At 69.5% G+C, this 21,232-nt stretch carries 20 protein-coding genes; 6 read left to right on the top strand and 14 right to left on the bottom strand.

What is annotated here, in order from left to right:
* Window positions 1-101 precede the first annotated feature (101 nt).
* The 3 genes from O1R50_RS07250 to thyX form a co-directional block, all read right to left on the bottom strand.
* Window positions 102-1,793, bottom strand: coding sequence for a ribonuclease J (locus tag O1R50_RS07250; protein WP_270109242.1), 1,692 nt, complete (start codon window positions 1,791-1,793; stop codon window positions 102-104).
* The gene (gene dapA, locus O1R50_RS07245; RefSeq protein ID WP_270109241.1) at window positions 1,793-2,686 is read right to left on the bottom strand and encodes a 4-hydroxy-tetrahydrodipicolinate synthase; all 894 of its coding nucleotides are present in this window, start codon (window positions 2,684-2,686) and stop codon (window positions 1,793-1,795) included. The genes O1R50_RS07250 and dapA overlap by 1 nt, the downstream gene beginning before the upstream one ends.
* A gap of 194 nt (window positions 2,687-2,880) precedes the next feature.
* The gene (thyX, locus tag O1R50_RS07240) at window positions 2,881-3,633 is read right to left on the bottom strand and encodes an FAD-dependent thymidylate synthase (RefSeq protein ID WP_270109240.1); all 753 of its coding nucleotides are present in this window, start codon (window positions 3,631-3,633) and stop codon (window positions 2,881-2,883) included.
* Window positions 3,634-3,839: 206 nt separating this feature from the next.
* Between thyX and O1R50_RS07235 the strand changes: the two genes are divergently transcribed.
* Window positions 3,840-4,331, top strand: a complete 492-nt coding sequence (locus tag O1R50_RS07235) for a hypothetical protein (protein WP_205326155.1) — start codon at window positions 3,840-3,842, stop codon at window positions 4,329-4,331.
* A gap of 13 nt (window positions 4,332-4,344) precedes the next feature.
* On the top strand, window positions 4,345-5,166 hold the full coding sequence (locus O1R50_RS07230; RefSeq protein ID WP_270109239.1) for a DUF4097 family beta strand repeat-containing protein: 822 nt from the start codon (window positions 4,345-4,347) through the stop codon (window positions 5,164-5,166).
* An 87-nt stretch (window positions 5,167-5,253) separates the two neighbouring features.
* On the opposite strand, the gene O1R50_RS07225 is transcribed toward O1R50_RS07230, so the two are convergent.
* Window positions 5,254-5,763, bottom strand: coding sequence for a DUF2752 domain-containing protein (locus tag O1R50_RS07225; protein WP_270109238.1), 510 nt, complete (start codon window positions 5,761-5,763; stop codon window positions 5,254-5,256).
* Window positions 5,764-6,040: 277 nt separating this feature from the next.
* Here O1R50_RS07225 and O1R50_RS07220 point away from each other — a divergent pair, with 277 nt between their 5' ends.
* A complete protein-coding gene (locus O1R50_RS07220) occupies window positions 6,041-6,727 on the top strand; it encodes an LppM family (lipo)protein (RefSeq protein WP_270109237.1) in 687 nt (228 codons plus the stop codon).
* 150 nt (window positions 6,728-6,877) lie between these two features.
* On the top strand, window positions 6,878-7,675 hold the full coding sequence (locus O1R50_RS07215; protein WP_270109236.1) for a hypothetical protein: 798 nt from the start codon (window positions 6,878-6,880) through the stop codon (window positions 7,673-7,675).
* 82 nt (window positions 7,676-7,757) lie between these two features.
* Here O1R50_RS07215 and dapB read toward each other — a convergent pair whose 3' ends face one another.
* The 6 genes from dapB to O1R50_RS07185 all read right to left on the bottom strand — a co-directional run bounded on the left by dapB (window position 7,758) and on the right by O1R50_RS07185 (window position 14,166).
* On the bottom strand, window positions 7,758-8,492 hold the full coding sequence (gene dapB / locus O1R50_RS07210; protein WP_270109235.1) for a 4-hydroxy-tetrahydrodipicolinate reductase: 735 nt from the start codon (window positions 8,490-8,492) through the stop codon (window positions 7,758-7,760).
* Window positions 8,489-9,787, bottom strand: a complete 1,299-nt coding sequence (locus tag O1R50_RS07205; protein ID WP_270109234.1) for a M16 family metallopeptidase — start codon at window positions 9,785-9,787, stop codon at window positions 8,489-8,491. Before O1R50_RS07205 ends, dapB begins: the two co-directional genes overlap by 4 nt.
* Window positions 9,788-12,226, bottom strand: a complete 2,439-nt coding sequence (locus O1R50_RS07200; protein WP_270109233.1) for a polyribonucleotide nucleotidyltransferase — start codon at window positions 12,224-12,226, stop codon at window positions 9,788-9,790.
* Between the two features lie 322 nt (window positions 12,227-12,548).
* A complete protein-coding gene (gene rpsO, locus O1R50_RS07195) occupies window positions 12,549-12,824 on the bottom strand; it encodes a 30S ribosomal protein S15 (RefSeq protein WP_205326163.1) in 276 nt (91 codons plus the stop codon).
* A gap of 85 nt (window positions 12,825-12,909) precedes the next feature.
* Window positions 12,910-13,839, bottom strand: a complete 930-nt coding sequence (locus tag O1R50_RS07190; protein ID WP_270109231.1) for a bifunctional riboflavin kinase/FAD synthetase — start codon at window positions 13,837-13,839, stop codon at window positions 12,910-12,912.
* A 93-nt stretch (window positions 13,840-13,932) separates the two neighbouring features.
* Window positions 13,933-14,166: a hypothetical protein gene (locus O1R50_RS07185; RefSeq protein WP_270109230.1), complete on the bottom strand. Its 234-nt coding sequence runs from the start codon at window positions 14,164-14,166 to the stop codon at window positions 13,933-13,935.
* Window positions 14,167-14,426: 260 nt separating this feature from the next.
* Here O1R50_RS07185 and O1R50_RS07180 point away from each other — a divergent pair, with 260 nt between their 5' ends.
* The gene (locus O1R50_RS07180) at window positions 14,427-15,536 is read left to right on the top strand and encodes a phospholipase D-like domain-containing protein (protein ID WP_270109229.1); all 1,110 of its coding nucleotides are present in this window, start codon (window positions 14,427-14,429) and stop codon (window positions 15,534-15,536) included.
* 49 nt (window positions 15,537-15,585) lie between these two features.
* Here O1R50_RS07180 and O1R50_RS07175 read toward each other — a convergent pair whose 3' ends face one another.
* From O1R50_RS07175 to O1R50_RS07165, 3 genes are all read right to left on the bottom strand, one after another.
* On the bottom strand, window positions 15,586-16,539 hold the full coding sequence (locus tag O1R50_RS07175) for a carbohydrate ABC transporter permease (protein ID WP_270109228.1): 954 nt from the start codon (window positions 16,537-16,539) through the stop codon (window positions 15,586-15,588).
* Window positions 16,536-17,513 (bottom strand): carbohydrate ABC transporter permease, encoded by a 978-nt coding sequence (locus O1R50_RS07170; RefSeq protein WP_270109227.1) that lies wholly within the window; start codon window positions 17,511-17,513, stop codon window positions 16,536-16,538. Before O1R50_RS07170 ends, O1R50_RS07175 begins: the two co-directional genes overlap by 4 nt.
* Window positions 17,514-17,634: 121 nt before the next feature.
* Window positions 17,635-18,966, bottom strand: coding sequence for an ABC transporter substrate-binding protein (locus tag O1R50_RS07165; protein WP_270109226.1), 1,332 nt, complete (start codon window positions 18,964-18,966; stop codon window positions 17,635-17,637).
* 319 nt (window positions 18,967-19,285) lie between these two features.
* On the opposite strand from O1R50_RS07165, the gene O1R50_RS07160 reads away from it, so the two are divergent.
* The gene (locus O1R50_RS07160) at window positions 19,286-20,632 is read left to right on the top strand and encodes a GH1 family beta-glucosidase (protein WP_270109225.1); all 1,347 of its coding nucleotides are present in this window, start codon (window positions 19,286-19,288) and stop codon (window positions 20,630-20,632) included.
* Here the strand turns inward: O1R50_RS07160 and O1R50_RS07155 are convergent.
* Window positions 20,629-21,198, bottom strand: coding sequence for a thiamine phosphate synthase (locus O1R50_RS07155; RefSeq protein WP_270109224.1), 570 nt, complete (start codon window positions 21,196-21,198; stop codon window positions 20,629-20,631). The two genes, O1R50_RS07160 and O1R50_RS07155, sit on opposite strands and share 4 nt — an antisense overlap.
* Between the last annotated feature and the right edge of the window lie 34 nt (window positions 21,199-21,232).

Here is a 21,232-nt window from a genome sequence, read left to right as displayed (position 1 = left end):
CGCCCTTTCGGGCGCGGCCCCGCCGCCGTCGTTCGGTCCGCCTCAGAAGGCTGCGCTTCATGCGTCCGCTCAGACTTCGAGGCTGCGCTTCATGCGTCCGCTCAGACTTCGAGGACGTGGGGGACGATCATCGGGCGGCGGCGGTAGGTGTCGTTGACCCACTTGCCGACCGTGCGCCGCAGGATCTGCTGGAGCTGGTGCGGGTCGGTGATGCCGTCCTGCGCGGCGCGCTCCATGGCGTCGTCGATGAGCGGCAGGACCCCGTCGAAGGCCTTGGGGTCCTCGGAGAAGCCCTTGGCCGAGACGGTGGGGCCGCCGACGACCTTGCCGTTCTCGGAGTCGATCACGACGGTGGCCGCGATGAAGCCGCCGTCGCCGAGCATCCGGCGCTCGCTGAGCACCGGCTCCCCGACGTCGCCCACGGAGAGGCCGTCCACATAGATCAGGTTGTTCGGGACGTGCCCGACGAGGCGGGCGCGGCCGTCGATCAGGTCGACGACGTCGCCGTTCTCGATGACGATGACCTGGTCGGCCGGGACGCCGGACTCGATCGCGAGGCGCGCGTGCGCCTGCAGGTGCCGGGCCTCGCCGTGGACCGGGATCATGTTCGAGGGCTTGACGACGTTGAGCACGTACAGCAGCTCGCCCGCGGGGGCGTGGCCGGAGACGTGGACCTTCGCGACGTCCTTGTGGATCACGGTGGCGCCAGTGCGCGCGAGGCGGTTGATGACCCCGTACACGGCGGTCTCGTTGCCGGGCACGAGCGACGAGGCGAGGATGATCGTGTCCTCGGGTTCGACGGCGATATGCCGGTGGTCGCCGGAGGCCATGCGGCCCAAGGCGCTCATCGGCTCGCCCTGCGAACCGGTCGACATGTAGACGATCTCGTCGGCGCGCAGGCGCACGGCCTCGTCCATGCTCACGAGCAGGCCGTCGGGGACGTGCATGAGGCCGAGGTCGCGGGCGATCGCCATGTTGCGGACCATGGAGCGGCCGACGAAGGCGACCTTGCGGCCGTGCGCGTGGGCGGCGTCCATGACCTGCTGCACGCGGTGCACATGGCTGGCGAAGGACGCGACGATGATGCGGCCCTTGACGTCCTCGAAGAGCTTGTCGAGGACGGGCCCGATCTGGCGCTCGGAGGTCACGAAGCCGGGGATCTCGGCGTTCGTGGAGTCCGAGAGGAGCAGGTCGACGCCCTGCTCGCCGAGCCGGGCGAACCCGGCGAGGTCGGTGATGCGCCCGTCGAGCGGGAGCTGGTCCATCTTGAAGTCGCCGGTGTGGAGCACCAGGCCGGCCTCGGTGCGGATCGCTACGGCGAGCGCGTCGGGGATGGAGTGGTTGACCGCGAGGAACTCGCAGCCGAACGGCCCGAGCTGCAGCGTCTCGTTCTCGGCGACGACGACCCCGGCGGGCTTGATGCGGCGCTCGCGGAGCTTGGCCTCCACCAGGGCGACGGAGAACTTGGAGCCGACGACGGGGATGTTGTTCTTGTGCTCGAGCAGGAACGGGATCGCGCCGATGTGATCCTCGTGGCCGTGCGTGACGACGATGGCCTCGATGTCGTCGAGGCGGTCGAGGATCTGCGTGAAGTCCGGCAGGATCAGGTCGACGCCGGGCTGGTCGACGTCGGGGAAGAGCACCCCGCAGTCGACGATGAGCAGGCGCCCTTCGTATTCGAAGAGCGTCATGTTGCGGCCGATGGCGCCGAGTCCGCCGAGCGGGATGACGCGGAGCGCGCCGTCGGGGAGGGCGCCGGGGGCGCCGAGGTTCTTGGGTCGAGTCAGGCCCATCAGGCCTCCTTCAGGTCGGCGAGGGCGGTGGCGATTTCGGCGGCGAGCGCTTCGTGCGCGGGCAGGAGCGGCAGGCGGGGTTCGCCGGCGGGCAGGCCCTGGCCGCTGAGGCCGGCCTTGACGGCGATGATGCCGGGGCCGCGTCCCATGAGGGCGTTGACGGCGGGCAGGAGCCGGTCGTTGATCTGGGAGGCCTTGGCGGTGTCGCCGTCGTCGTAGGCGTCGAACATGGCGTTGAGGTGCTTGCCGATGAGGTGGGCGACGACGGAGACGACGCCGATCTGGCCGCTGGCGTAGGCGGCGAGGTTGAGCTCGTCGACGCCGCAGTAGAAGGCGAGGCCGGTGGCGACGCGGACGCGCTGGGCCTTGGCGAGGTCGCCGGTGGCGTCCTTGACGCTGATGATCCGCGAGTGGTCGGCGAGGCGGGCGAAGGTGGCCTCGTCGATGCCGATGACCGAGCGCGGGGGGATGTCGTAGAGCATGACCGGCAGGTCGGCGGCGTCGGCGATGGCGCTGAAGTGGGCGACGACGCCGTCCTGGGTGGGCTTGTTGTAGTAGGGGGTGACGAGCAGGAGACCGTGGGCGCCGGCCTTCTCGGCCGCCTGGGCGAGCCGCACCGAGTGGCGGGTGTCGTAGGTGGAGGCGCCGGCGATGATGCGGGCGCGGTCGCCGACGGCTTCGAGGACCGTCTCGAGGACCTGGGTCTTCTCGGCGTCGGTGGTGGTGGGGGATTCGCCGGTGGTGCCGTTGACGACGAGGCCCTCGCAGCCCTGCTCGTCGACGAGGTGCCGGGCGAGGGCGGCGGTGCCTTGGACGTCGAGTTCGCCCGAGGGCGTGAACGGCGTGATCATGGCCGCGAGTGTTCGCCCGAAGGGGCGGGTTGCGTTGCGCATGTTGCTTTCACCAATGCTGGTTCCGGCGGCCGGGGCGCCTGCGCCCGGCCGCTCGCTGCGTTTGTAACTGTCTCAAGTTTTTTCCTCGCACCGCCTCGAATCGGCGTTCGCGGCGAAGCCTGCGGGCCGTGCATCGGCTCGCTCGGCGATCCTTGCGAGCCGTGAATTGGCGGAGCGGGGAATTGCCCGCGGCTCTAGCCCTCGGTGACGTAGGGGCTGGAGGCGACCTCGGTGCCGTCGTCGAGCTTCGTGATCTGGAAGTCGGCGAAGACGTTGGCGGCCTTCTCTTTGAGCTGCTTGAGGCATTCGATGGCCAGCGCCCGGATCTCGACGTCGGCGTGCTCGGAGGCGCGCATGGCGATGAAGTGCCGCCAGGCGCGGTAGTTGCCGGTCACGACGATGCGGGTCTCGGTGGCGTTGGGGAGTACTGAGCGCGCCGCTTGGCGCGCTTGCTTTCGGCGCAGCGTGGGGTTGGCGACGTCGGCGAACTGCTTCTCGAGTCCTTCGAGGAGGTCGTTGTAGGCGCTCTGGGCGGCTTCGGCGGCGGCGAGGAAGCGCTGGTGCAGTTCGGGGTCGTTGGCGATGACCTCGGGTTCGACCATTGCGGCGTCGCGTTCGGGGACGTAGCGCTGGGAGAGCTGGGAGTACGAGAAGTGGCGGTGGCGGATCAGCTCGTGGGTGAGGGAGCGGGAGATGCCGCTGAGGTAGAAGCTGACGGTGCCGTGCTCGAGGACGGAGAGGTGTCCGACTTGGAGGATGTGCTCGAGGTAGCCGGCGTTGGTGGCGGTCTTGGGGTTGGGCTTGGTCCAGGACTGGTAGCAGGCGCGTCCGGCGAATTCGGCGAGGGCTTGGCCGCCGTCGGCGTCCGTCTCCCAGGGGACGTCGGCCGGGGACTCGAAGTGCGTCCAGGCGATGAGTCGGACGTCCATCGGTACGATTTCGGGCATCCCCGCTCCCCCTCGTTTCGTGTTCGGTGCGCGTTATTGCTGGTTCTCGACTCCCTGAGGGTACTCGGCTGCGGAGTGTGATCCGACGCGCGCCCGGGTTCGGGCGGGGCCGCGGGGGTGTACGGGTGGGGGTGGTGGTTCGGATCGCACTGTCTGGTTCCACGACGCCGGTTGACAGACGTCAGAAATGATGTCACCATGGTGTCATGGACTTGACGCCGTACATCGAATCGCTCCGCCGGAGCCTCACCGCTGCCGCCGCGCCCGGTGGCGAGGAAGCCGCGCGGACTGCTGAACTGCTGTCCGAGGCGCTCGACGCGGGGGCTCGCCTGGCGCTCATGGAAGCCCTTTCGGAGGCCGCCGCGGAGATCACCGCCGGGCTCGACCAGGCCGGTTCTCCGGCGTCGGTCGATCTGCGCGTGCGCGGCCGGGAAGTGGACCTGCGGGTGAGCGGCGGCGAGACCGCCGAAGTCGCGCCGCCTCCGGCCCCGCCGGTGGACGACGACGTCGCCCGCATCACGCTGCGTCTCCCCGAGTCGCTGAAGGACAACGTCGAGAAGGCGGCTTCCGCTGACGGCTACTCGGTCAACGCCTGGCTGGTGCGCGCGATCAACAACGCCGTCCACGCCTCGCGCACCTCGGGCCAGCCCGCCGGCGCGAAGTACAGCCAGCGCATCACCGGCTACGCCAGGGCTTAGAGGAGCACCTCCCATGAACGAGTACACCGAATTCACCCACGACGGTCCGATCACGGCGGCGATCACCCTCGCCGACGGCTCGGTCACCGTCACCGCCCACGAGCTCGACACCGTGCTGGTGGAGGTCAAGCCCGCGCAGCGCCGCTCCGAAGGGGACGCCGACGCCGCCGACCTGGCGCGCGTCGAGTTCGAGAACGGGCACCTGCGAGTGGTGGCGCCCGAGAAGCCGCAGAACTGGTTCTTCCGCCGGGAGATAGGCGTTCACCTCGCGGTGAAGGTGCCGGTCCGCTCGGAGGTCTCGGTGAAGACGACTTCGGCGCCGATCAGCCTGCACGGCAAGCTCGGCGCGGTCTCGATCAACACGGTCGCCGGCTCGGCGACGGTGGAGAGCGCGACCAGCGTCCGCGCGAACACCGTCTCGGGTTCGATCAGCGTCATCGAGGCGGTCGAGGACTTCCGCGCCAACACCGCTTCGGGGCAGGTGCGGGCCGACCACGTCGGCGGGGACTTCTCCGCGAAGACGGTGGCCGGTTCGATCTCGGCCGAGCGGGTCGACTCGAACGCGAACGTGAACACGCTGTCGGGCGGGATCGAGCTCAGTGCGCTCCGGTCCGGTTCGGTCAAGGCGAACACGGTCTCGGGCCGGATCAGCCTCGGCGTGGTGCCGGGTACGGACATCTGGGTCGACCTCGACGCGAAGGCGGGCTCGGTGACCTCCGAGCTGGCCACGGGCGACACCTCGCCGGCGCCGTCGAGCACCGGCACGAGCCTCGAAGTGCGGGCCCGCTCGGTTTCGGGCGACATCTACCTGCACCGCGCGAACGCCTACGCGTAACGCTTGAACGCAACACTCAAGCGAGGGCCCGATCGCCTCGGCGATGCTTGCGAGCCAAGCATCGGCACAGGGGTGGTCGGGCCTTTGTCATACGTAGAAGAACGTGAACGGCTCCCACGGCAGGTTGCGGGCGATGAAGAAGACGCCCCAGACGATGAGGTACGCGGAGAGCGCGCCGGGGGTGAGGTGGAAGGTCGGGAGCCGCCAGGTGCGGCGCGGGACGAGGCGCGGCAGGGCCCAGGCGAGGTAGAGCCAGACGATGAACGGGGCGGCGAACACGGCCATGAGGTGGTGGCGCGCGGCCTCGGGCAGGTTGAGGGTGGCCAGGTAGTAGAACGCGCGGGTGCCGCCGCAGCCGGGGCAGTCGAAGCCGGTGGCGATCTTGAACAGGCAGGTGCTCGGGCCGGTGTTGTCGGTCGGGTTCGTGGCGACGATCCCGGCCGCGGCGGCCGAGAAGCAGCCGAGGATCGCGAGCGGCGCGAACGCGGGGTGCCCGATCACGCCCGCGACCCAGCGCTGGACCGGATTGCCGCGCTTGGGTTCCGGCGGGGTCTGGCCGGGCTCTGACGCCAGCGTGGCCTCATCGACTGCGCACACATCGCCTCCTCCCTGACAGCGTAACGGGGGCGGGCGAGCGCGCGGGTCCGGCGGGCACGGCCCGAGGGGCGGAGGCTCGCCCGCCGGGCCCCTGGAAACAGGTGGCATGGAGACACGGCATGCCGCTCCGGCTGCGGTATTGCGGACACGGCGAGAGCGACCGGGGCTCGTCCGCAGGGTCCCCAGATCGAAGGGTGGCACCGGGTACGACAATCGGCGTGCGGCGAGTCGGTCGAAACCGCCGAATCGGCGCTATTCCGGGCCTAGGCTCTGGGGCATGCTGGGTCTGCAAACTCGCCGCGTGCTCCTCGCCGCCGCCGCGCTCGGACTGCTCGTCGCCACTTCCGGTTGCCTCCGGCTCGACCTCGGCCTCCAGGTCCGCCCCGACGACACCGTGGGCGGCACCTTCACCGCCGCCTGGAGCGACGACTTCGTCGCGGACGCCGCCGACGAAGGCCTCGACCAGGAGCAGCTCGACGCGTTCCTCGACGCCCTCCTCGACGGCGTCCCCGGCACCGAGCGCACCCCGTACTCCGAGGACGGCTACCGCGGCTACACCGCGAGCTTCACGGACAGACCGCTCGCCGACTTCTCCGAGTTCGGCGGCGACGACTGGGGCTACCTCCGCCTCGACCACGACGGGCGCGAATACGCCCTCGAGAGCCACTGGGACCTGCGCGCCGCCGGGTTCCTCGACCCCGGCGCGTTCGCCGACGCCGAGATCCTCCTCAGCGTCGACTTCCCCGCCCGCGTCACCGAGCACAACGGCACGCTCGAAGGCCGCACCGTCACCTGGACCATGACACCCGGCGAGGAATACGACCTCACCGCCACCGCCGTCGAGAACGACGGCATCGCCTTCCTCATCGCCGGGATCGCGTTCACGCTGGTCGTGTGCGCGCTCCTGTGGCTGTGGCAGGGGCGGCGTTTGCGCCGCCACTCGGTCGGCAACCCGTCCGCTTGAGCCGTTAGCTCCCGCACAAACCGTAGCCGTCTCACATACGGCCCGTATTCTGGTGAGCCTGTCGGCGTGGCGAATGCATGACACCAGTGGGGAGGGCCGGTGACTCAATACGAGTCGAAAAGCAAGGGGCACAAGCAACACGACCCCAACATGGAACTGAGCATCGGCCAGGTCCTCGCCGCCGCGGGAGCAACGGTCCTCGGCGCGATCCTCGCCAAACTCCTCGGCCTGTGGGGCACCCTCGCCGGCACCGCCGTCCTCAGTGTCTGCTCCTCGATCGGCGCCGTCCTCATCCTCCGGGCCATGCGCCGCACCGGCGAGAAGATCAAAGCGCAGATCACCGCGCTCGCGCCGGTCGCCAAGGGCAAGGCCCCGGCGGTGACCGTCGAGCTCAACCCCGACACGGTCACTGCCACAGCGAAGATCCCCGACACCCAACGGCACCGAGCGCTACGCGAGGACACGATCGTCCTCGGGACCAACGCGGCGGACACCGACGAGATCGTCGTCGCCGCCGAACCCGCCCCCGAAGGCCACGTCACGAAGACCCAGTCCAACCAGCGGACCCTCATCGCCATCCTCGTCTCCAGCGTCCTCGTCTTCAGCCTCACCGTCGCCGCCCTCTACCTCCTCGGCGCCCTGACCGGCGAACCCGACCGGTTCATCACCAACGACAACCCGCAGACGATCGTCAGCGAGGCCCCCGTGGAGAGCGGCACCCCCGAGAGCACCGAGACCACCGAGGCGCCCACCGAATCCGCGACCCCGAGCGAGACGCCCACCTCCGAAGCGCCCACCGAGACCACCGCCCCCACCGAGTCCGCGACCACCGAGACGCCCAGCCAGTCCCCCACCCCCGACGCCGGGTCCAGTACCGGCGGCACCGAGGAGACCACAAGCCCCACCCCGCAGGACGGCACCGTCACGGAGACTCCCGCCACCGAATAGCGCGAGACGACGAGGAAGGGCCCCGCCGATCGGCGGGGCCCTTCCTCGTGTTCGTCGTGCGGTGTCCTTGCCGCGTGACAACTCAGTCGAGCAGGTCGTCCAGGCCCACCGTGAGGCCCGGGCGCTTCAGGACCTCGCGCACCGCCAGGAGCACGCCGGGCATGAACGAGGCCCGGTCGAGCGAGTCGTGGCTGATCGCGAAGCGCTCGCCGGGGCCGCCGAAGCGCACCTCCTGGCTCGCCACGTAACCCGCCGAGCGGATCGCGTGGATGCGCACCCCGTCGACCTCGGCGCCGCGCGCGCCCTGCGGGTCCGTCTCGGTCGCGTCGGGCATGTCGGGCAGCTCGGCCTCGGCACGCGCCGCCGCGATCACCCGGGCGGTGTGCACCGCCGTGCCCGAAGGCGCGTCGACCTTCCGCGGGTGGTGCGACTCGATGATCTCGGCCGAGTCGAAGTGCTTGGCGGCCTTCGCCGCGAACTGCATCATCAGCACCGCGCCGATCCCGAAGTTCGGCGCGATCACCGAACCGACCTCCGGGTCCGCGGCGAGGATCTCGCGCGCGGACTCGAGGCGCTTCGCGTCGAAGCCCGACACGCCGATCACGGTGTGGATGCCGTGGTCGACGCACCACTCCAGGTTGCCCATCACGACGTCGGGCAGCGTGAAGTCCACGACCACGTCGACGCCGACGAGCGCGTCCAGCGACTCGTCGCGGTCCACCGTCGCGGCCAGCTCCATATCCTCGGCGGCGTCCACCGCCTCGCACACGGCCTTGCCCATACGGCCGTGCGCACCCAGCACACCCACCTTGATCATGCGAAATCCCTCTGGTCGAACGGCCCCACGGCCACGGTCGTCATCGGTTGCGTCAGGATGGCGGCGGCCACCGCCCGGACCTGCTCGGACGTCACCGCCTCGATGTCGGCGATCTCCCGCTCCAGGCTCCAGTGCTCGCCGTACAGGAGCTCCTCGCGGCCCAGCCCGTTCATGCGCGAACCGGAGTCCTCCATCGACAGCACCATGCCGCCCTTGCTCATGCCCTTGCCGCGCCGCAGCTCGGCGTCGGTGACGCCCTCGGCGGCCACCTTCGCGAGCTCGGCCAGCACCAGGTCGCGGACCTGGTGGACCTTGTCGGGGTTGGATCCGGCGTAGACGCCGAACATGCCCGTGTCCGCGAAGTACGTCGAGAACGAGTACACCGTGTACGCCAGGCCGCGCTGCTCGCGCACCGACTGGAACAGCCGCGAGGACATGCCGCCGCCGAGGATGTTGTTCAGCACCTCGAACGCGTCCTTGCGGGGGTCGTGCCGCGAGAACAGGCGGCAGCCGACCACGAGGTGCGCCTGCTCGGTGTCGTGCCGCTCCACCATGAGCGGCACCGGCTCGGGCAGCAGGTCCTCGTCGTGGCGGCGCTGGCGCGGCACGTCGGCGCCGCCCAGCATCGGCGCGAACGCCTCCGACACGAGCTTCACGGTCTCGGCGTGGTCGACACCGCCCGCGGCGCACACCGTCAAGTTCGGGGCCCTGTAGTGCTGCCGGTAGAACGCGTAGATCTGGTCGCGGGTGAGCGCCCGGACCGTCTCCGGGTCGCCGGCGATGTCGCGGCCCAGGGCGCCGTCACCGAACAGCGCCAGGGAGAACAGCTCGTGGACGACGTCCGACGGCTCGTCGGCGGACGCGGCGATCTCCTCGAGGATCACGTCGCGCTCGACCTCGACGTCGGCGGGGGTCACCAGCGAGTTGCACATGGCGTCGCCGAGCACGTCGACCGCCATCGGCAGGTCGTCGTCGAGCACGCGCGCGTAGAAGCAGGTCAGCTCCCGCGCCGTGTACGCGTTCGACTCGCCGCCGACGGCCTCGACCGCCTCGGCGATCTCGGTGGCCGTGCGCTTCTCGGTGCCCTTGAACAGCAGGTGCTCCAGGAAGTGCGACACGCCGGCGAGCTCGGGGGCCTCGTCGCGGGATCCCACACCGACCCACACGCCCACCGAAGCGGAGCGCATGGTCGGGACGGATTCGGTGAGCACACGCAAACCGCCGGGCAGCACGGTCACTCGGACCGTGCCGCCCAGCGGATCGTCAATCAGCGTGTGAGTCTGGGGTCGACTCATCTACTCTTCCGAGCCTCCGCCTTCGTCGCTGCGGCGGGTGCGGCGGCGGCGGCGCTCGCCGTCGCCCGAACCGCCGCGGTCGCCGCCGGAGGACGAGCGCTCGCCGCGCTCGCCGCCGCCGGAGCGCTCACCGGAGCGCTCGCGGTCGCGGCGCGGGCCGCGGTCACCGCGGTCGCCCCGGTCCCCGCGGGACTCCTTGCGCTCGGCCGGACGGCCCTTCTTGTACCCCTCGGGCTCCTGGCCCTCCGGGTACACCTTGTCCAGGTAGATCTTGCCGCGGTTGTCGATGTCGCCGATCTCGACCTCGATCTTGTCGCCGACGCTCAGCACGTCCTCGACCCGCTCGACGCGCTTGCCGTCGCCGACCTTCGAGATGTGCAGGAGGCCGTCGCGGCCAGGCGTCAGCGAGATGAACGCGCCGAAGTCGGTGGTCTTGACGACCGTGCCGAGGAACCGGTCGCCCACGTTCGGGAGGGTCGGGTTCGCGATCGCGTTGATCGTCTCGACCGCGGCCTGAGCGGCCTCGCCGTTCTCCGCCGACACGTAGATCGTGCCGTCGTCCTCGACGGTGATGTCCGCGCCCGTGTCGTCCTGGATCTGGTTGATCGTCTGGCCCTTCGGGCCGATGATCGCGCCGATCTTGTCGACGGGGATCTTCAGGGTCGTGATGCGCGGCGCGGTCGCGGCCAGCTCGCCCGGCTCGCTGATCGCGTCGAGCATGACGTCGAGGATCGCGTGGCGGGCGTCGTTGGCCTGCTGCAGCGCCTTGGCCAGCACGTCCGACGGCAGGCCGTCGAGCTTGGTGTCCAGCTGCAGGGCGGTGACGAACTCGGCGGTGCCGGCGACCTTGAAGTCCATGTCGCCGTAGGCGTCTTCAGCGCCGAGGATGTCGGTCAGCGTGACGTACTTGGTCTCGCCGTCGACCTCCTCGGAGATGAGGCCCATCGCGATGCCCGCGACGGGGGCCTTGATCGGCACACCGGCGTTCATGAGCGACATCGTGGACGCGCAGACCGAGCCCATCGAGGTCGAGCCGTTGGACGCGAGCGCCTCGGAGACCTGGCGGATCGCGTACGGGAACTCCTCGCGGCTCGGCAGCACCGGCACGAGGGCGCGCTCGGCGAGCGCGCCGTGGCCGATCTCGCGGCGCTTCGGCGAACCGACGCGGCCGGTCTCACCGGTCGAGTACGGCGGGAAGTTGTAGTTGTGCATGTAGCGCTTCTTGCTGACCGGCGACAGCGTGTCGATGGCCTGCTCCATGCGCAGCATGTTCAGCGTGGTGACACCCATGATCTGGGTCTCGCCGCGCTCGAACAGGGCCGAGCCGTGGACGCGCGGCAGGATGCCCGCCTCGGCCGCGAGCGGCCGGATGTACGCCGGCAGGCGGCCGTCGATGCGGACGCCCTCGGTGATGACGCGCTTGCGGACCAGCTTCTTGGTGAGCGAGCGCAGCGAAGCGCCCAGTTCGCCTTCGCGGCCTTCGAAGTCCGCGCCGAGCTTCTCGAGCATGACCGACTTGACGCGGTCGAGCTCGTCCTGGCGGTCGGTCTTGTCGGCGATCTGCAGCGCCTGGTCGAGCTCGGCCGACACGGCCGCCTCGACGGCGGCGTACGCGTCGTCCTGGTAGTCGAGGAAGCGCGGGTAGTCGGCGACGGGCTTCGCGGCGACCTTGGCCAGTTCGGCCTGGGCGCGCACGAGCTCGGCGATGACCGGCTTGACGGCCTCGAGGCCGTTCGCCACGACCTCTTCGGTCGGCTTGGTGCCGCCGGCCGCGATGAGGCTGATGGTGTTGTCGGTGGCCTCGGCCTCGACCATCATGATCGCGACGTCGCCCGAGTCGAGGACCCGGCCGGTGACGACCATGTCGAAGGTGGCCTTCTCGATCTGCTCCAGGGTCGGGAACGCGACCCAGGTGCCCTCGATGAGGACGATGCGGGTCGAGCCCAGCGGACCCGAGAAGGGCAGGCCGGCGAGCTGGGTCGACATGGAGGCGCCGTTCATGGCGACCACGTCGTACTCGTCGCGGGCGTCGACGGCGAGGATCGTGCCGATGACCTGGACCTCGTTGCGCAGACCCGACACGAACGACGGGCGCAGGCCGCGGTCGATCAGGCGGCAGGTGAGGATGGCGTTCTCGCTCGGGCGGCCCTCGCGGCGGAAGAACGAGCCCGGGATGCGCCCGGCGGCGTACATCCGCTCCTCGATGTCGACGGTGAGCGGGAAGAAGTCGAAGTGGTCCTTCGGGTTCTTCGAGGCGGCGGTGGTCGAGAGGACGACGGTGTCGTCCATCTGGACGATCGCGGAGCCCTGGGCCAGCTTGGCCAGGCGGCCCGTGCTGAAGACGATCTTGCGGGTGCCGAAGGCGCCGTTGTCGATCACGGCGGTGGCGTGGTGCTCCCCGAGGTTGAAGGCCTCAGGTGTCCGTTCGTTATCGGACATAGAGTGTCGATCTCCTTGTGTAGTTCGGAATGCGCGGCTCGCCTGCGCGCTTTTCCGGTCTTCGATCGAAGCACTCGGAAGCTCGGCCCCGCGTCGTGCGGGACGTTCCGGATGCCACTACCGAGGACCGGGGCGGTCTCTGGCGGGCCGTGCCGCGCCTCGCTGCGAGGCGCTGCGGTGAGCACTGGTGCTCATCGCCCACCTTACGTTACCCGGCCGACGCGGCGGCACTGGCGAAGTAAAAGTGAGCCGCGATAGGCGTCCGACGGGGGACGCGAAAGGGAGCGCCCCTCGCGGGACGCTCCCTGCTGCAAGCCTTGGATCAGGCGTTGTCGCGGATGCCGAGGCGCTCGATGAGGCCGCGGTAGCGCGCGATGTCTTCCTTCTTCAGGTACTTGAGGAGGCGGCGGCGCTTGCCGACCAGGAGGAGCAGGCCACGACGCGAGTGGTGGTCGTGCTTGTGCTCCTGGACGTGGGCGGTGAGCTCGCGGATGCGGGTCGTCAGGATCGCGACCTGGACGTCGGTGGAACCCGAGTCGCCCTCGCTGGTCGCGTATTCCTTGATGATCGCGGCCTTCTTTTCAGCGTCGAGCGCCATATCGAACACCCTTTCATGATTTACGGCCAACCCGCGGTGTCGAGCAGGCTGGTCAAATGAACAACCTGTCCAGGCTAACAGGGCGTCAGCCCAGGTCCAAAGCCCGGCGGGTGTCTGCGACATCGGTCTCGATCTGCGCGATGAGCGGCTCGATCCCGTCGAAGGCGATCTGCCCGCGCAGCCGCGCGGTGAAGTCCAGCCGGACCTCGGCTCCGTACAGGTCGCCCGAGAAGTCGAGCAGGTACGCCTCGACGGTGCGCTCCTTGCCGTCGAAGGTCGGGTTCGAGCCGACGCTGATCGCGGCCGGGTACCGGTGCGAGTCGCGGTGGAGCCAGCCCGCGTAGACGCCGTCGGCGGGGACCGCCGTGCCCGCGAGGATGTCGAGGTTCGCGGTCGGGAAGCCGAGCGCGGTGCCGCCGCGGCCCGCACCGTGCACGATCGTGCCTTCGATGCCGTAGTCGCGCCCGAGCACCTCCGCCGCGCCCGCGACGTCGCCCTCGGCGATGAGGCCGCGCACGCGGGTCGATGAAAACGCTTCCTCATCGGCGGTGAGCGTCTGCGGCAGAACCTCGAAGTCGTACTCCTCGCCGAGCTCGGCGAGCTTCTTGACGTCGCCGGCGGCCTTGTGGCCGAAACGCCAGTTCTCGCCCACGACCACGGCCTTGGCGTGCAGGCCGCCCACGAGGACGTGCCGCACGAAGTAGTCCGGGCTGAGCTGCGAGAGCTCCTTGGTGAACGGGAGCACGCACACCGCGTCGACGCCGAGCGCGCCGAGCAGCTCGATGCGCCGCTCGATACGGGTCAGCTGCGGCGGCATCGCGTGCGGTGCGACCACGGCGGTCGGGTGGGGATCGAAGGTGACGACGACACTGCGGGCCTCGCGCTCGGCGGCGGCCTTGACGGCGGTGCGGACGAGTGCCGCGTGGCCCCGGTGCACCCCGTCGAACACGCCGATGGCGACGACGGAAGCGGGCCAGCCCTCGGGGGTCGCGTCTATTCCACGCCAGGTTTCCACGGTCCAGATCTTGCCACTCCCGCAAGGCGGACGGCACCCTGATGGGGCGGCAGTGATGCAAGCGTGTTCCGACGCGACCGAGGGCCCGGGACCCTAGAGCATCAGCGACTCGTCGGCGTTGCCGCCCGAGGCGAAGATGAGCAGCAGCAGCACCCCTACGGCCACCACCAGCAGCATGCCGATGAACAGCCAGCCGGTGCTCGCGGGTTCGGCCAGTCGGGGCTGCTCCTCGGCGAGGACTTGCGGTTCTGCGTGGTCGGGGTCCTGCCTGGTCTGTTCGGAGAGGCTCCTGCGGAATTCCTCTGGCAGTTCTTCTGCGGCACTCATACTCATGACGACTCCTGACTGCACTGGTCTGAGAAGCACTTGATGGTGGGGACCTCTCCATTGATTGTTGAGAAAACGTCGCCTATCCGGCCGTCGTTTCCAGGAATCCGCCTGACAACAACCGCATTTCACCCTCGTGGAAATTACACGGCCGTGACGGCCCTACCACGCGAAACGTCCGGTACCCGCCCGAAAGCCCGCCGCGGCCCCGAACCCATGACATGTTCGTGTCTCTGGCACCGACCGATCGGAGGGCACGCATGACCCGGAGCATCATCCCCCTGGTGGCGGCGGGGGCGCTGCTCGCGGCCCTGACCGTGGCCGTCTCGACCGAGGCCGACGCGGCGGGCACCGGATGCGCCCGCACCGGCGGCTACACCATGTGCGCCACGGATCCGAACGGCGCCAAGGACACCTCGATCGTCAGCGAGATCGTCAGGCAGGTCGACGCGACCGGCAAGGGCGACACGATCCGGGCCGCGGTCTTCCAGTGGACGCTCGACGCGCCCGTGGCCCCGCTCGCCGAGGCGATGGTCGCGGCCGAGAAGCGCGGCGTCGACGTGCGGGCCGTGGTCGGCACCCGCTCGGACCAGCCCTCGGCGAACGATCCGGTGATCAACAAGCTCGAGGCCGCTGGGGCGCAGGTCCGCCAGTGCAGCGGCTCATGCCTGCCGAACGCGGACGGGACCCGCAAGGGCCCCATGCACAACCGGTTCTTCCTCATCGAGCGGGGCGGCGCGCCCACCGTGCTGGTGACGAGCTTCAGCTTCGTCCGCTCGCACACGACGCAGTCGCACAACCTGCTCGGCGTCCACGGCGACCGCGGCCTGTTCGACTTCTACACGTCCTACTGGAGCCGGTTGTACGCCAAGAACTGGGACGGCTGGACCGATGAGAACAAGGGCACCACGGGAAGCCTCGCGCGGGCGTGGGTGTTCCCGCGCGGGGAGGACGCGATCGCGGCGCAGCTCGCGGGGATCACCAAGTGCGCCTCGGGCGACCGGGTGCTGGTGGCGCACGCGAACTTCCAGTCCAACCGCCCGGCCGTGCGCAGCCAGCTCGACCGGATCCAGGGCCTGGGCTGCCAGGTGCGGGTGGTGGTGCTCGACGCGGACACGTCGAGTCCGCGGTGGATCGAGGAGAAGCTCGGGTCGGGCAACGTGCGCGTGCATGGGGCGCACCGGAACAAGTACATCGTCGCCGAGGCGAGTTTCGGCGGGAGGCACCGTGCCGTGGTCTGGACCGGGACGCACAACCTCAACGGCAACGGCATGAAGCACGCGGACGACAACCTGCTCCGGGTCGCGAACCAGGAGGTGACCGACCGCTACGCGCAGCATTTCCAGGGCTTGTGGAACGGCGGCAGATAGACGAGGGGGGAGGGGCCTCGCGGCCCCTCCCCCTTTTGACCTGCGTCGCTTAACCCTTGACGGAACCCGCCAGCAGCCCGCGCACGAAGTAGCGCTGGAGCAGCAGGAACACCACGAGCGGCACGATGATCGCGATGAAGGCCGCGGCAGGGAGCCGCGTCCAACCGAAGCCCCAGGTCCCGGCCATGTCGCCGAGGACGGCGGTGAGCGGCCGGGTGGCCTCGCCGGGGGCGAAGGTGCGGCCGACGAGGAAGTCGTTCCACACCCACAGGAACTGGAAGATCGCGATGGAGGCCAGCGCCGGGGTCACCAGCGGCAGCACCACCTTGCGGAAGATCTGCGAGTGGCTGGCGCCGTCGATGCGGGCGGCCTCCATGACGTCCGACGGGAGTTCCCGCATGAAGTTGTGCAGCAGGAAGATCGCCAGCGGCAGGCCGAAGATCGAGTGCGCGATCCAGACTTGCACGATCGTGTTCACGCCGTCGAGCTCCCAGGCGGGCATGACCGTGACGCCGCCGATGTGCAGGCCCCTGCTGAAGATCGACAGCAGCGGGATGAGCGCCATCTGGAGCGGGACGACCTGGAGGGCGAAGATGCCGACGTACAGGAGGTTCCGGCCCTTGAAGTTGATCCACGAGAGCGCGTAGGCGGCCAGCGCGGCGAACGCGACGGGCACCAGCACGCCCGGGATGGTGATGACGATCGTGTTGATCAGGTTGCGGATGAGCCCGCCGCCCTGGGAGTCCGAGTAGAGCACGTAGTTGTAGTTGTAGAGGCTGATCGAGCCCGGGTCGGCGAAGAAGTTCCACCAGCCCGAGGTGCGGATGTCGTCGTCGGGCCGCAGCGAGGAGATGAACAGCCCCGCGGTGGGGATCGTCCACAGTACGGCGATGACGAGGGCGACGAGGCTGGCGACGCGGCTGGAGAGCACGCGGCGCAGGCGTTCGCCGCTGCTCTCGCCGATCCGCGCGACCTTCTCGGGTGCTTGCGTGTCGGTGCTCATCGGGCCTCCAGTTCCTGGCGGCGCATGTTGCGCACCTGGTAGATGACGACGGGGACGACGAGCAGGAACAGCAGCACGGCGAGGGTGGCGCCGCGGCCGTCGTTGTTGAGGCGGAAGGCCTGCTCGACCATGTTGTGGGCGAGGACGTCGGTCTTGTGGTGGCCCTGGGTCATCGCGCGCACGATGTCGAACAGTTTGAGCGTGGCGATGAAGACCGTGACGGCGACGACGAGGATGGCCGAGCGGATCGACGGGACGGTGATGCTCCAGAAGATCTGCGAGGGCTTGGCCCCGTCGATGCGGGCGGCCTCGATCATTTCGATCGGCACGCCCTTGAGCGCGGCCGAGAGGACGACGGTGGCGAAGCCGACCTCGATCCAGACGAGGACGACCATGAGCAGGAAGTTGTTCCAGGGCGCCTCGTTGAGCCAGTTGACCGGCGGGATCCCGAGGTTGACGAGGACGGCGTTGAGCAGGCCGATCTGGTTCCCGCCGGTGCCGCTGTACTGGTAGACGAATTTCCAGATGATGGAGGCGCCCACGAAGGAGATGCCCATGGGGAGGAACACCAGGGCCTTGTAGGTGCGCTCGCCGGCGCGGCCGTCGATGAGGACGGCGTAGACGAGGCCGAGCGCGGTCGACACGAGCGGGACGATGATGATCCACAGTGCGGTGTTGATGAGGATCTGGAGGGCGTCGGGGTCGGTGACGGCCCAGCTGTAGTTCTCCATGCCGACGAAGGCGGTGCCGTCGGCGTTGAAGAAGGACATGACGATGGTGCGCAGGGCCGGGTAGACCAGGCCGATGAGCAGGAACAGCACGGCCGGCGTCAGGAATACGAAGGCGACCGCTCGGCTGCGGTCGCGGCGGGAGGCGAGTTCGGCGAGTCCGTAGAGGGCCAGGAGGATCGCGATGAACGCGACCAGGCCGACGGCTAGGAGGCCGAACCGGTCGAGATAAGCGGAGATGTCCACGTTGAGTGACTCCAGTTGTCCGTGCCACTTGACGGCTTGCCAGCTGCGTCGAAGGGGCAATGGGGCCGAGCGGGGCCGGTGAGGCCCCGCTCGGTCTCGCACTTGCTACGCGGGCCGGATCTTACGGCCAGGAAGCTTCGATGTCGTCGGCCATCTGCTGGGCGGTCTTGTCGCCGTCGACCCACTCGACCACGCCGGTCCAGAAGGACGAGGCGCCCACGGCGCCCGGCATGAGGTCCGAGCCGTCGAAGCGGACGGTCACGTCCGGGTCGATGAGGATCTCGGTGGCGAACTGGTTGATCGGCGTGGTGGCGTTGGCCGGGTCCACGCCCTGGCGGGCGGTGCTCCACGGGCCGGTCTGGAGACGGGCGTTGTGGTAGAGCTCGGAGGCCAGGAACTGGCGGACCATCTCGGTGGGCTCGGAGTCGCTGAACGCGGCCACGAACTCGCCGCCGACGAGCATGGTGTTGTCGCCTTCGTTGGACTCGGGGAAGCGGAAGGCGAACACGTCGCCGTCCTCTGCCACGGTGGTGCCCTCAGGCCACATGGCGCCGTAGAAGGACGCCTGCCGGCTCATGGCGCAGCCGCCGTCGAGGATCGGGTAGCCGGCCTCCTGGAAGGCGGTGGCGCTGATGGTGTCGGTGCCGCCGTAGACGTACTCGTCGTTGGTGAGGACGGTGCCGGCCTTCTCGATGGCCTGGACGATCTGCGGGTCGTTGAACGGGATCTGGTGGGTGGTCCACTGGTCGTAGACGTCGGTGCCTTCGCGGAGGACGATGTCCTCGATCCAGTCGGTTCCCGGCCAGCCGGTGGCGCCGCCGGATTCGAAGCCGACGCACCAGGGCTGGATGCCGGCGTCGACCATCTTGTCGGACAGGGCGATCAGCTCGTCCCAGGTGGTCGGGACCTCGTAGCCGTTGTCGTTGAAGTACGACGGGGAGTACCAGATGAAGGACTTGGCGTTGGACGAGTGCGGCGCGGCGTAGAGCGTGCCGTCGATGGTGCCGTAGTTGAGCCAGTCCTCGGACCAGCCCTCGGTGGCGAGCTTGCTGACCTCGTCGGAGGCCGGCTTGAGGTCGGCGGCGAAGTTGGACATGAGGCCGGGCTGCGGGAAGAGCGCGATGTCGGGGGCGTTGCCGCCGTCGACGCGGATCTTCATGTCGGACTCGAACTCGCCGGAGCCCTCGTACTCGATTTTGGCGCCGGTGCAGGATTCGAAGTAGGACCAGGCCTCCATCATCTCGTCGGCCTCCACGTCTCGGATGGAGCCCAGGATCGAGACGGTTTCGCCCTTGAGGTCGCCGTACTGCTCGTAGTTGGCGCAGTCGGTGGCGTCGTCCGGGACCGCGCCGCGGCCGTCGTCCTCTTCCTCCGGCGCACCGCATGCCGTCACGGCGAGCGCGATGGCACTGGCGGCAGCCGCGAGGCAGGATATGCGTCGTGCGTTGCTCATCGGGGTTTCCCTCTCTTCGCAGTTGTGGTGCCCCCGGCGAGTCCGACTGCCTCCCTGTCCCCACCTTGCGCGGAACCGCTATCACTGGTTCCGCCCCTGGTAAGGACTGCCTCACCCGCCGTTGGGGCGACGCTGGCAATGGTGCTCTGGGTAACACTGAAAGTCAAGTGTGCATTGCCGAATCGTTACCGGGTGCAATTGGATCGATATCTGTTGACTCCCAATGTATGGGAGCGATACCAATGGCGTATCATTCCGGGGCCCGGCATCCAAATGCTGTTCATAAGATACAGCCGATAGTTCGCGAAAGGTGCGATCGATGACGCAGCTGACCTTCCCTCAGGGCTTCCTGTGGGGGACCGCCACGGCCTCTTACCAAATCGAGGGCGCGGCGACCGAGGACGGCCGGGGCCAGTCCATCTGGGACACGTTCTCGGCGACGCCCGGCAAGACCTGGCGCGGCCAGTCGGGGGCCGTGGCCTGCGACCACTACCACCGCGTCGACGAGGACATCGAGCTGATGGCCTCCCTCGGCGTCGACACCTACCGGTTCTCGATCGCGTGGCCGCGCATCCAGCCCGACGGCACCGGACCGGCCAACCCCAAGGGCCTGGACTTCTACGACCGGCTCGTCGACAAGCTGGTGGCCGCCGGGATCAAGCCGATGCCGACCCTCTACCACTGGGACCTCCCGCAGTCCTTCGAGGACCGCGGCGGCTGGCCCGAGCGCGAGACCGCCGAGCGCTTCGGCGACTACGCCGCCATCGTCGGCGCGCGCCTCTCGGACCGCGTCCACACCTGGTGGACCCTCAACGAGCCGTGGTGCTCGGCGTTCCTCGGCTACGGCAACGGCCACCACGCGCCCGGCCGCACCGAGCCCGCCGCGGCGCTCGCCTCCGTGCACCACCTCAACCTCGCGCACGGCCTCGCCGTGCAGGCGCTGCGCGCCGCCGGGGCCGACCAGGTCTCGATCGTGCTCAACCCGACCCAGTGCCGCGGCGAGGAAGAGGCCGTGCGCGTCGTGGACGGCATCGCGAACCGGGTCTTCTTCGACCCGATCCTCCGCGGCCAGTACCCCGCCGACGTCATCGAGCGCACCCAGCACCACACCGACTGGTCCTTCGTCCAGGAGGGCGACCTCGAGGCGATCAACCAGCCGATCGACGTGCTGGGGGTCAACTACTACAGCCCGACATGGCTGCGCGCCAAGCCGGGCGAGCCGGAGAGCGACGTCGGCCCGGGCACCATCGGCATCGAGGGCTACACGCCCGAGGGCCTGGAGTTCACCGACATGGGCTGGGCGGTCGACGCCACGGGCCTGACGGACCTCCTGGTGCGCATCCACAAGGACTACGGCATCGCCACGATGATCACCGAGAACGGCGCGGCCTACCCGACCGGACCGGGCGAGGACGGCGAGGTCCACGACCACGAGCGCGTCGCCTACCTCCGCTCCCACATCGCGGCCGTCCACGACGCGATCGAGGCCGGCGCCGACGTGCGCGGCTACACCGCCTGGTCGCTCATGGACAACTTCGAGTGGGCCTTCGGCTACGACAAGCGCTTCGGCATCGTCCACGTCGACTACGCCACCCAGAAGCGCACCCCGAAGGACAGCGCGAAGTTCTACTCGAAGGTCATCGCCGACAACGGCCTCACGCGTTAATCGAGCGCGGCCCGGAGCTCGCGCACCGCGCGCTCCGGGTCGTCGGCGCGCATGACCGCGCCCATGACCGCGACCCCCGCCGCGCCCGCCTCCCTTGCGGCGCGGGCCCTGTCGGGGCCGTCGACGCCGCCGAGCGCGAACACCGGGACCGGGCTCGCCGCGCACGCCTCCCGCAGCGCGGCGAGCCCGATCGCGGGCCCGTAGCCGGGTTTGGACTCGGAGAGCCAGATCGGCGAATAGGTGCAGTAGTCGAGACCGGGATCGATCGGCTCCCCGGCATGGACCGAGCGGCCCACGAGCGCCGGCCTCGGCTCCGGCACGGGGAAGCGACTCGAGAGATGCGCTGCCGAGACGGGTCCGGCAGGGTCCGAGATGATGAGCCCTCCCCCGGCCGCGTCCACTATCGGCTGCAGCCGCGCCGCCAGCGCCGTCCGCTCCTCCCATCGAAGGTGCTTGTCGCGCAAGATGAGCGCGAAGGGCCCGCCGCGGAGGGCCAGCGCGACCTGCTCGGTGAGCGGCAGCGGGCACCGAGGCAGGTCGGAGACGACGAGGAGCCGGTGGAGCACGCGCCCGATGCTACGTCCGTAGTGGCGCAAGTGC

Source organism: Glycomyces luteolus, from assembly GCF_027622875.1.
In the GTDB taxonomy this organism is placed as follows: domain Bacteria; phylum Actinomycetota; class Actinomycetes; order Mycobacteriales; family Micromonosporaceae; genus Glycomyces; species Glycomyces luteolus.
This window is presented reverse-complemented; position numbering and strand designations above follow the sequence as displayed.

Coding starts and splice junctions, on each gene's coding strand:
- O1R50_RS07250 (WP_270109242.1), bottom strand. CDS start 1,793: ATGGGCCTGACTCGACCCAAGAACCTCGGCGCCCCCGGCGCCCTCCCC.
- O1R50_RS07220 (WP_270109237.1), top strand. CDS start 6,041: ATGCTGGGTCTGCAAACTCGCCGCGTGCTCCTCGCCGCCGCCGCGCTC.
- O1R50_RS07230 (WP_270109239.1), top strand. CDS start 4,345: ATGAACGAGTACACCGAATTCACCCACGACGGTCCGATCACGGCGGCG.
- O1R50_RS07180 (WP_270109229.1), top strand. CDS start 14,427: ATGACCCGGAGCATCATCCCCCTGGTGGCGGCGGGGGCGCTGCTCGCG.
- O1R50_RS07185 (WP_270109230.1), bottom strand. CDS start 14,166: ATGAGTGCCGCAGAAGAACTGCCAGAGGAATTCCGCAGGAGCCTCTCC.
- O1R50_RS07235 (WP_205326155.1), top strand. CDS start 3,840: ATGGACTTGACGCCGTACATCGAATCGCTCCGCCGGAGCCTCACCGCT.
- thyX (WP_270109240.1), bottom strand. CDS start 3,633: ATGCCCGAAATCGTACCGATGGACGTCCGACTCATCGCCTGGACGCAC.
- dapA (WP_270109241.1), bottom strand. CDS start 2,686: ATGCGCAACGCAACCCGCCCCTTCGGGCGAACACTCGCGGCCATGATC.
- O1R50_RS07160 (WP_270109225.1), top strand. CDS start 19,286: ATGACGCAGCTGACCTTCCCTCAGGGCTTCCTGTGGGGGACCGCCACG.
- O1R50_RS07165 (WP_270109226.1), bottom strand. CDS start 18,966: ATGAGCAACGCACGACGCATATCCTGCCTCGCGGCTGCCGCCAGTGCC.
- dapB (WP_270109235.1), bottom strand. CDS start 8,492: ATGATCAAGGTGGGTGTGCTGGGTGCGCACGGCCGTATGGGCAAGGCC.
- rpsO (WP_205326163.1), bottom strand. CDS start 12,824: ATGGCGCTCGACGCTGAAAAGAAGGCCGCGATCATCAAGGAATACGCG.
- O1R50_RS07205 (WP_270109234.1), bottom strand. CDS start 9,787: ATGAGTCGACCCCAGACTCACACGCTGATTGACGATCCGCTGGGCGGC.
- O1R50_RS07200 (WP_270109233.1), bottom strand. CDS start 12,226: ATGTCCGATAACGAACGGACACCTGAGGCCTTCAACCTCGGGGAGCAC.
- O1R50_RS07175 (WP_270109228.1), bottom strand. CDS start 16,539: ATGAGCACCGACACGCAAGCACCCGAGAAGGTCGCGCGGATCGGCGAG.
- O1R50_RS07215 (WP_270109236.1), top strand. CDS start 6,878: ATGGAACTGAGCATCGGCCAGGTCCTCGCCGCCGCGGGAGCAACGGTC.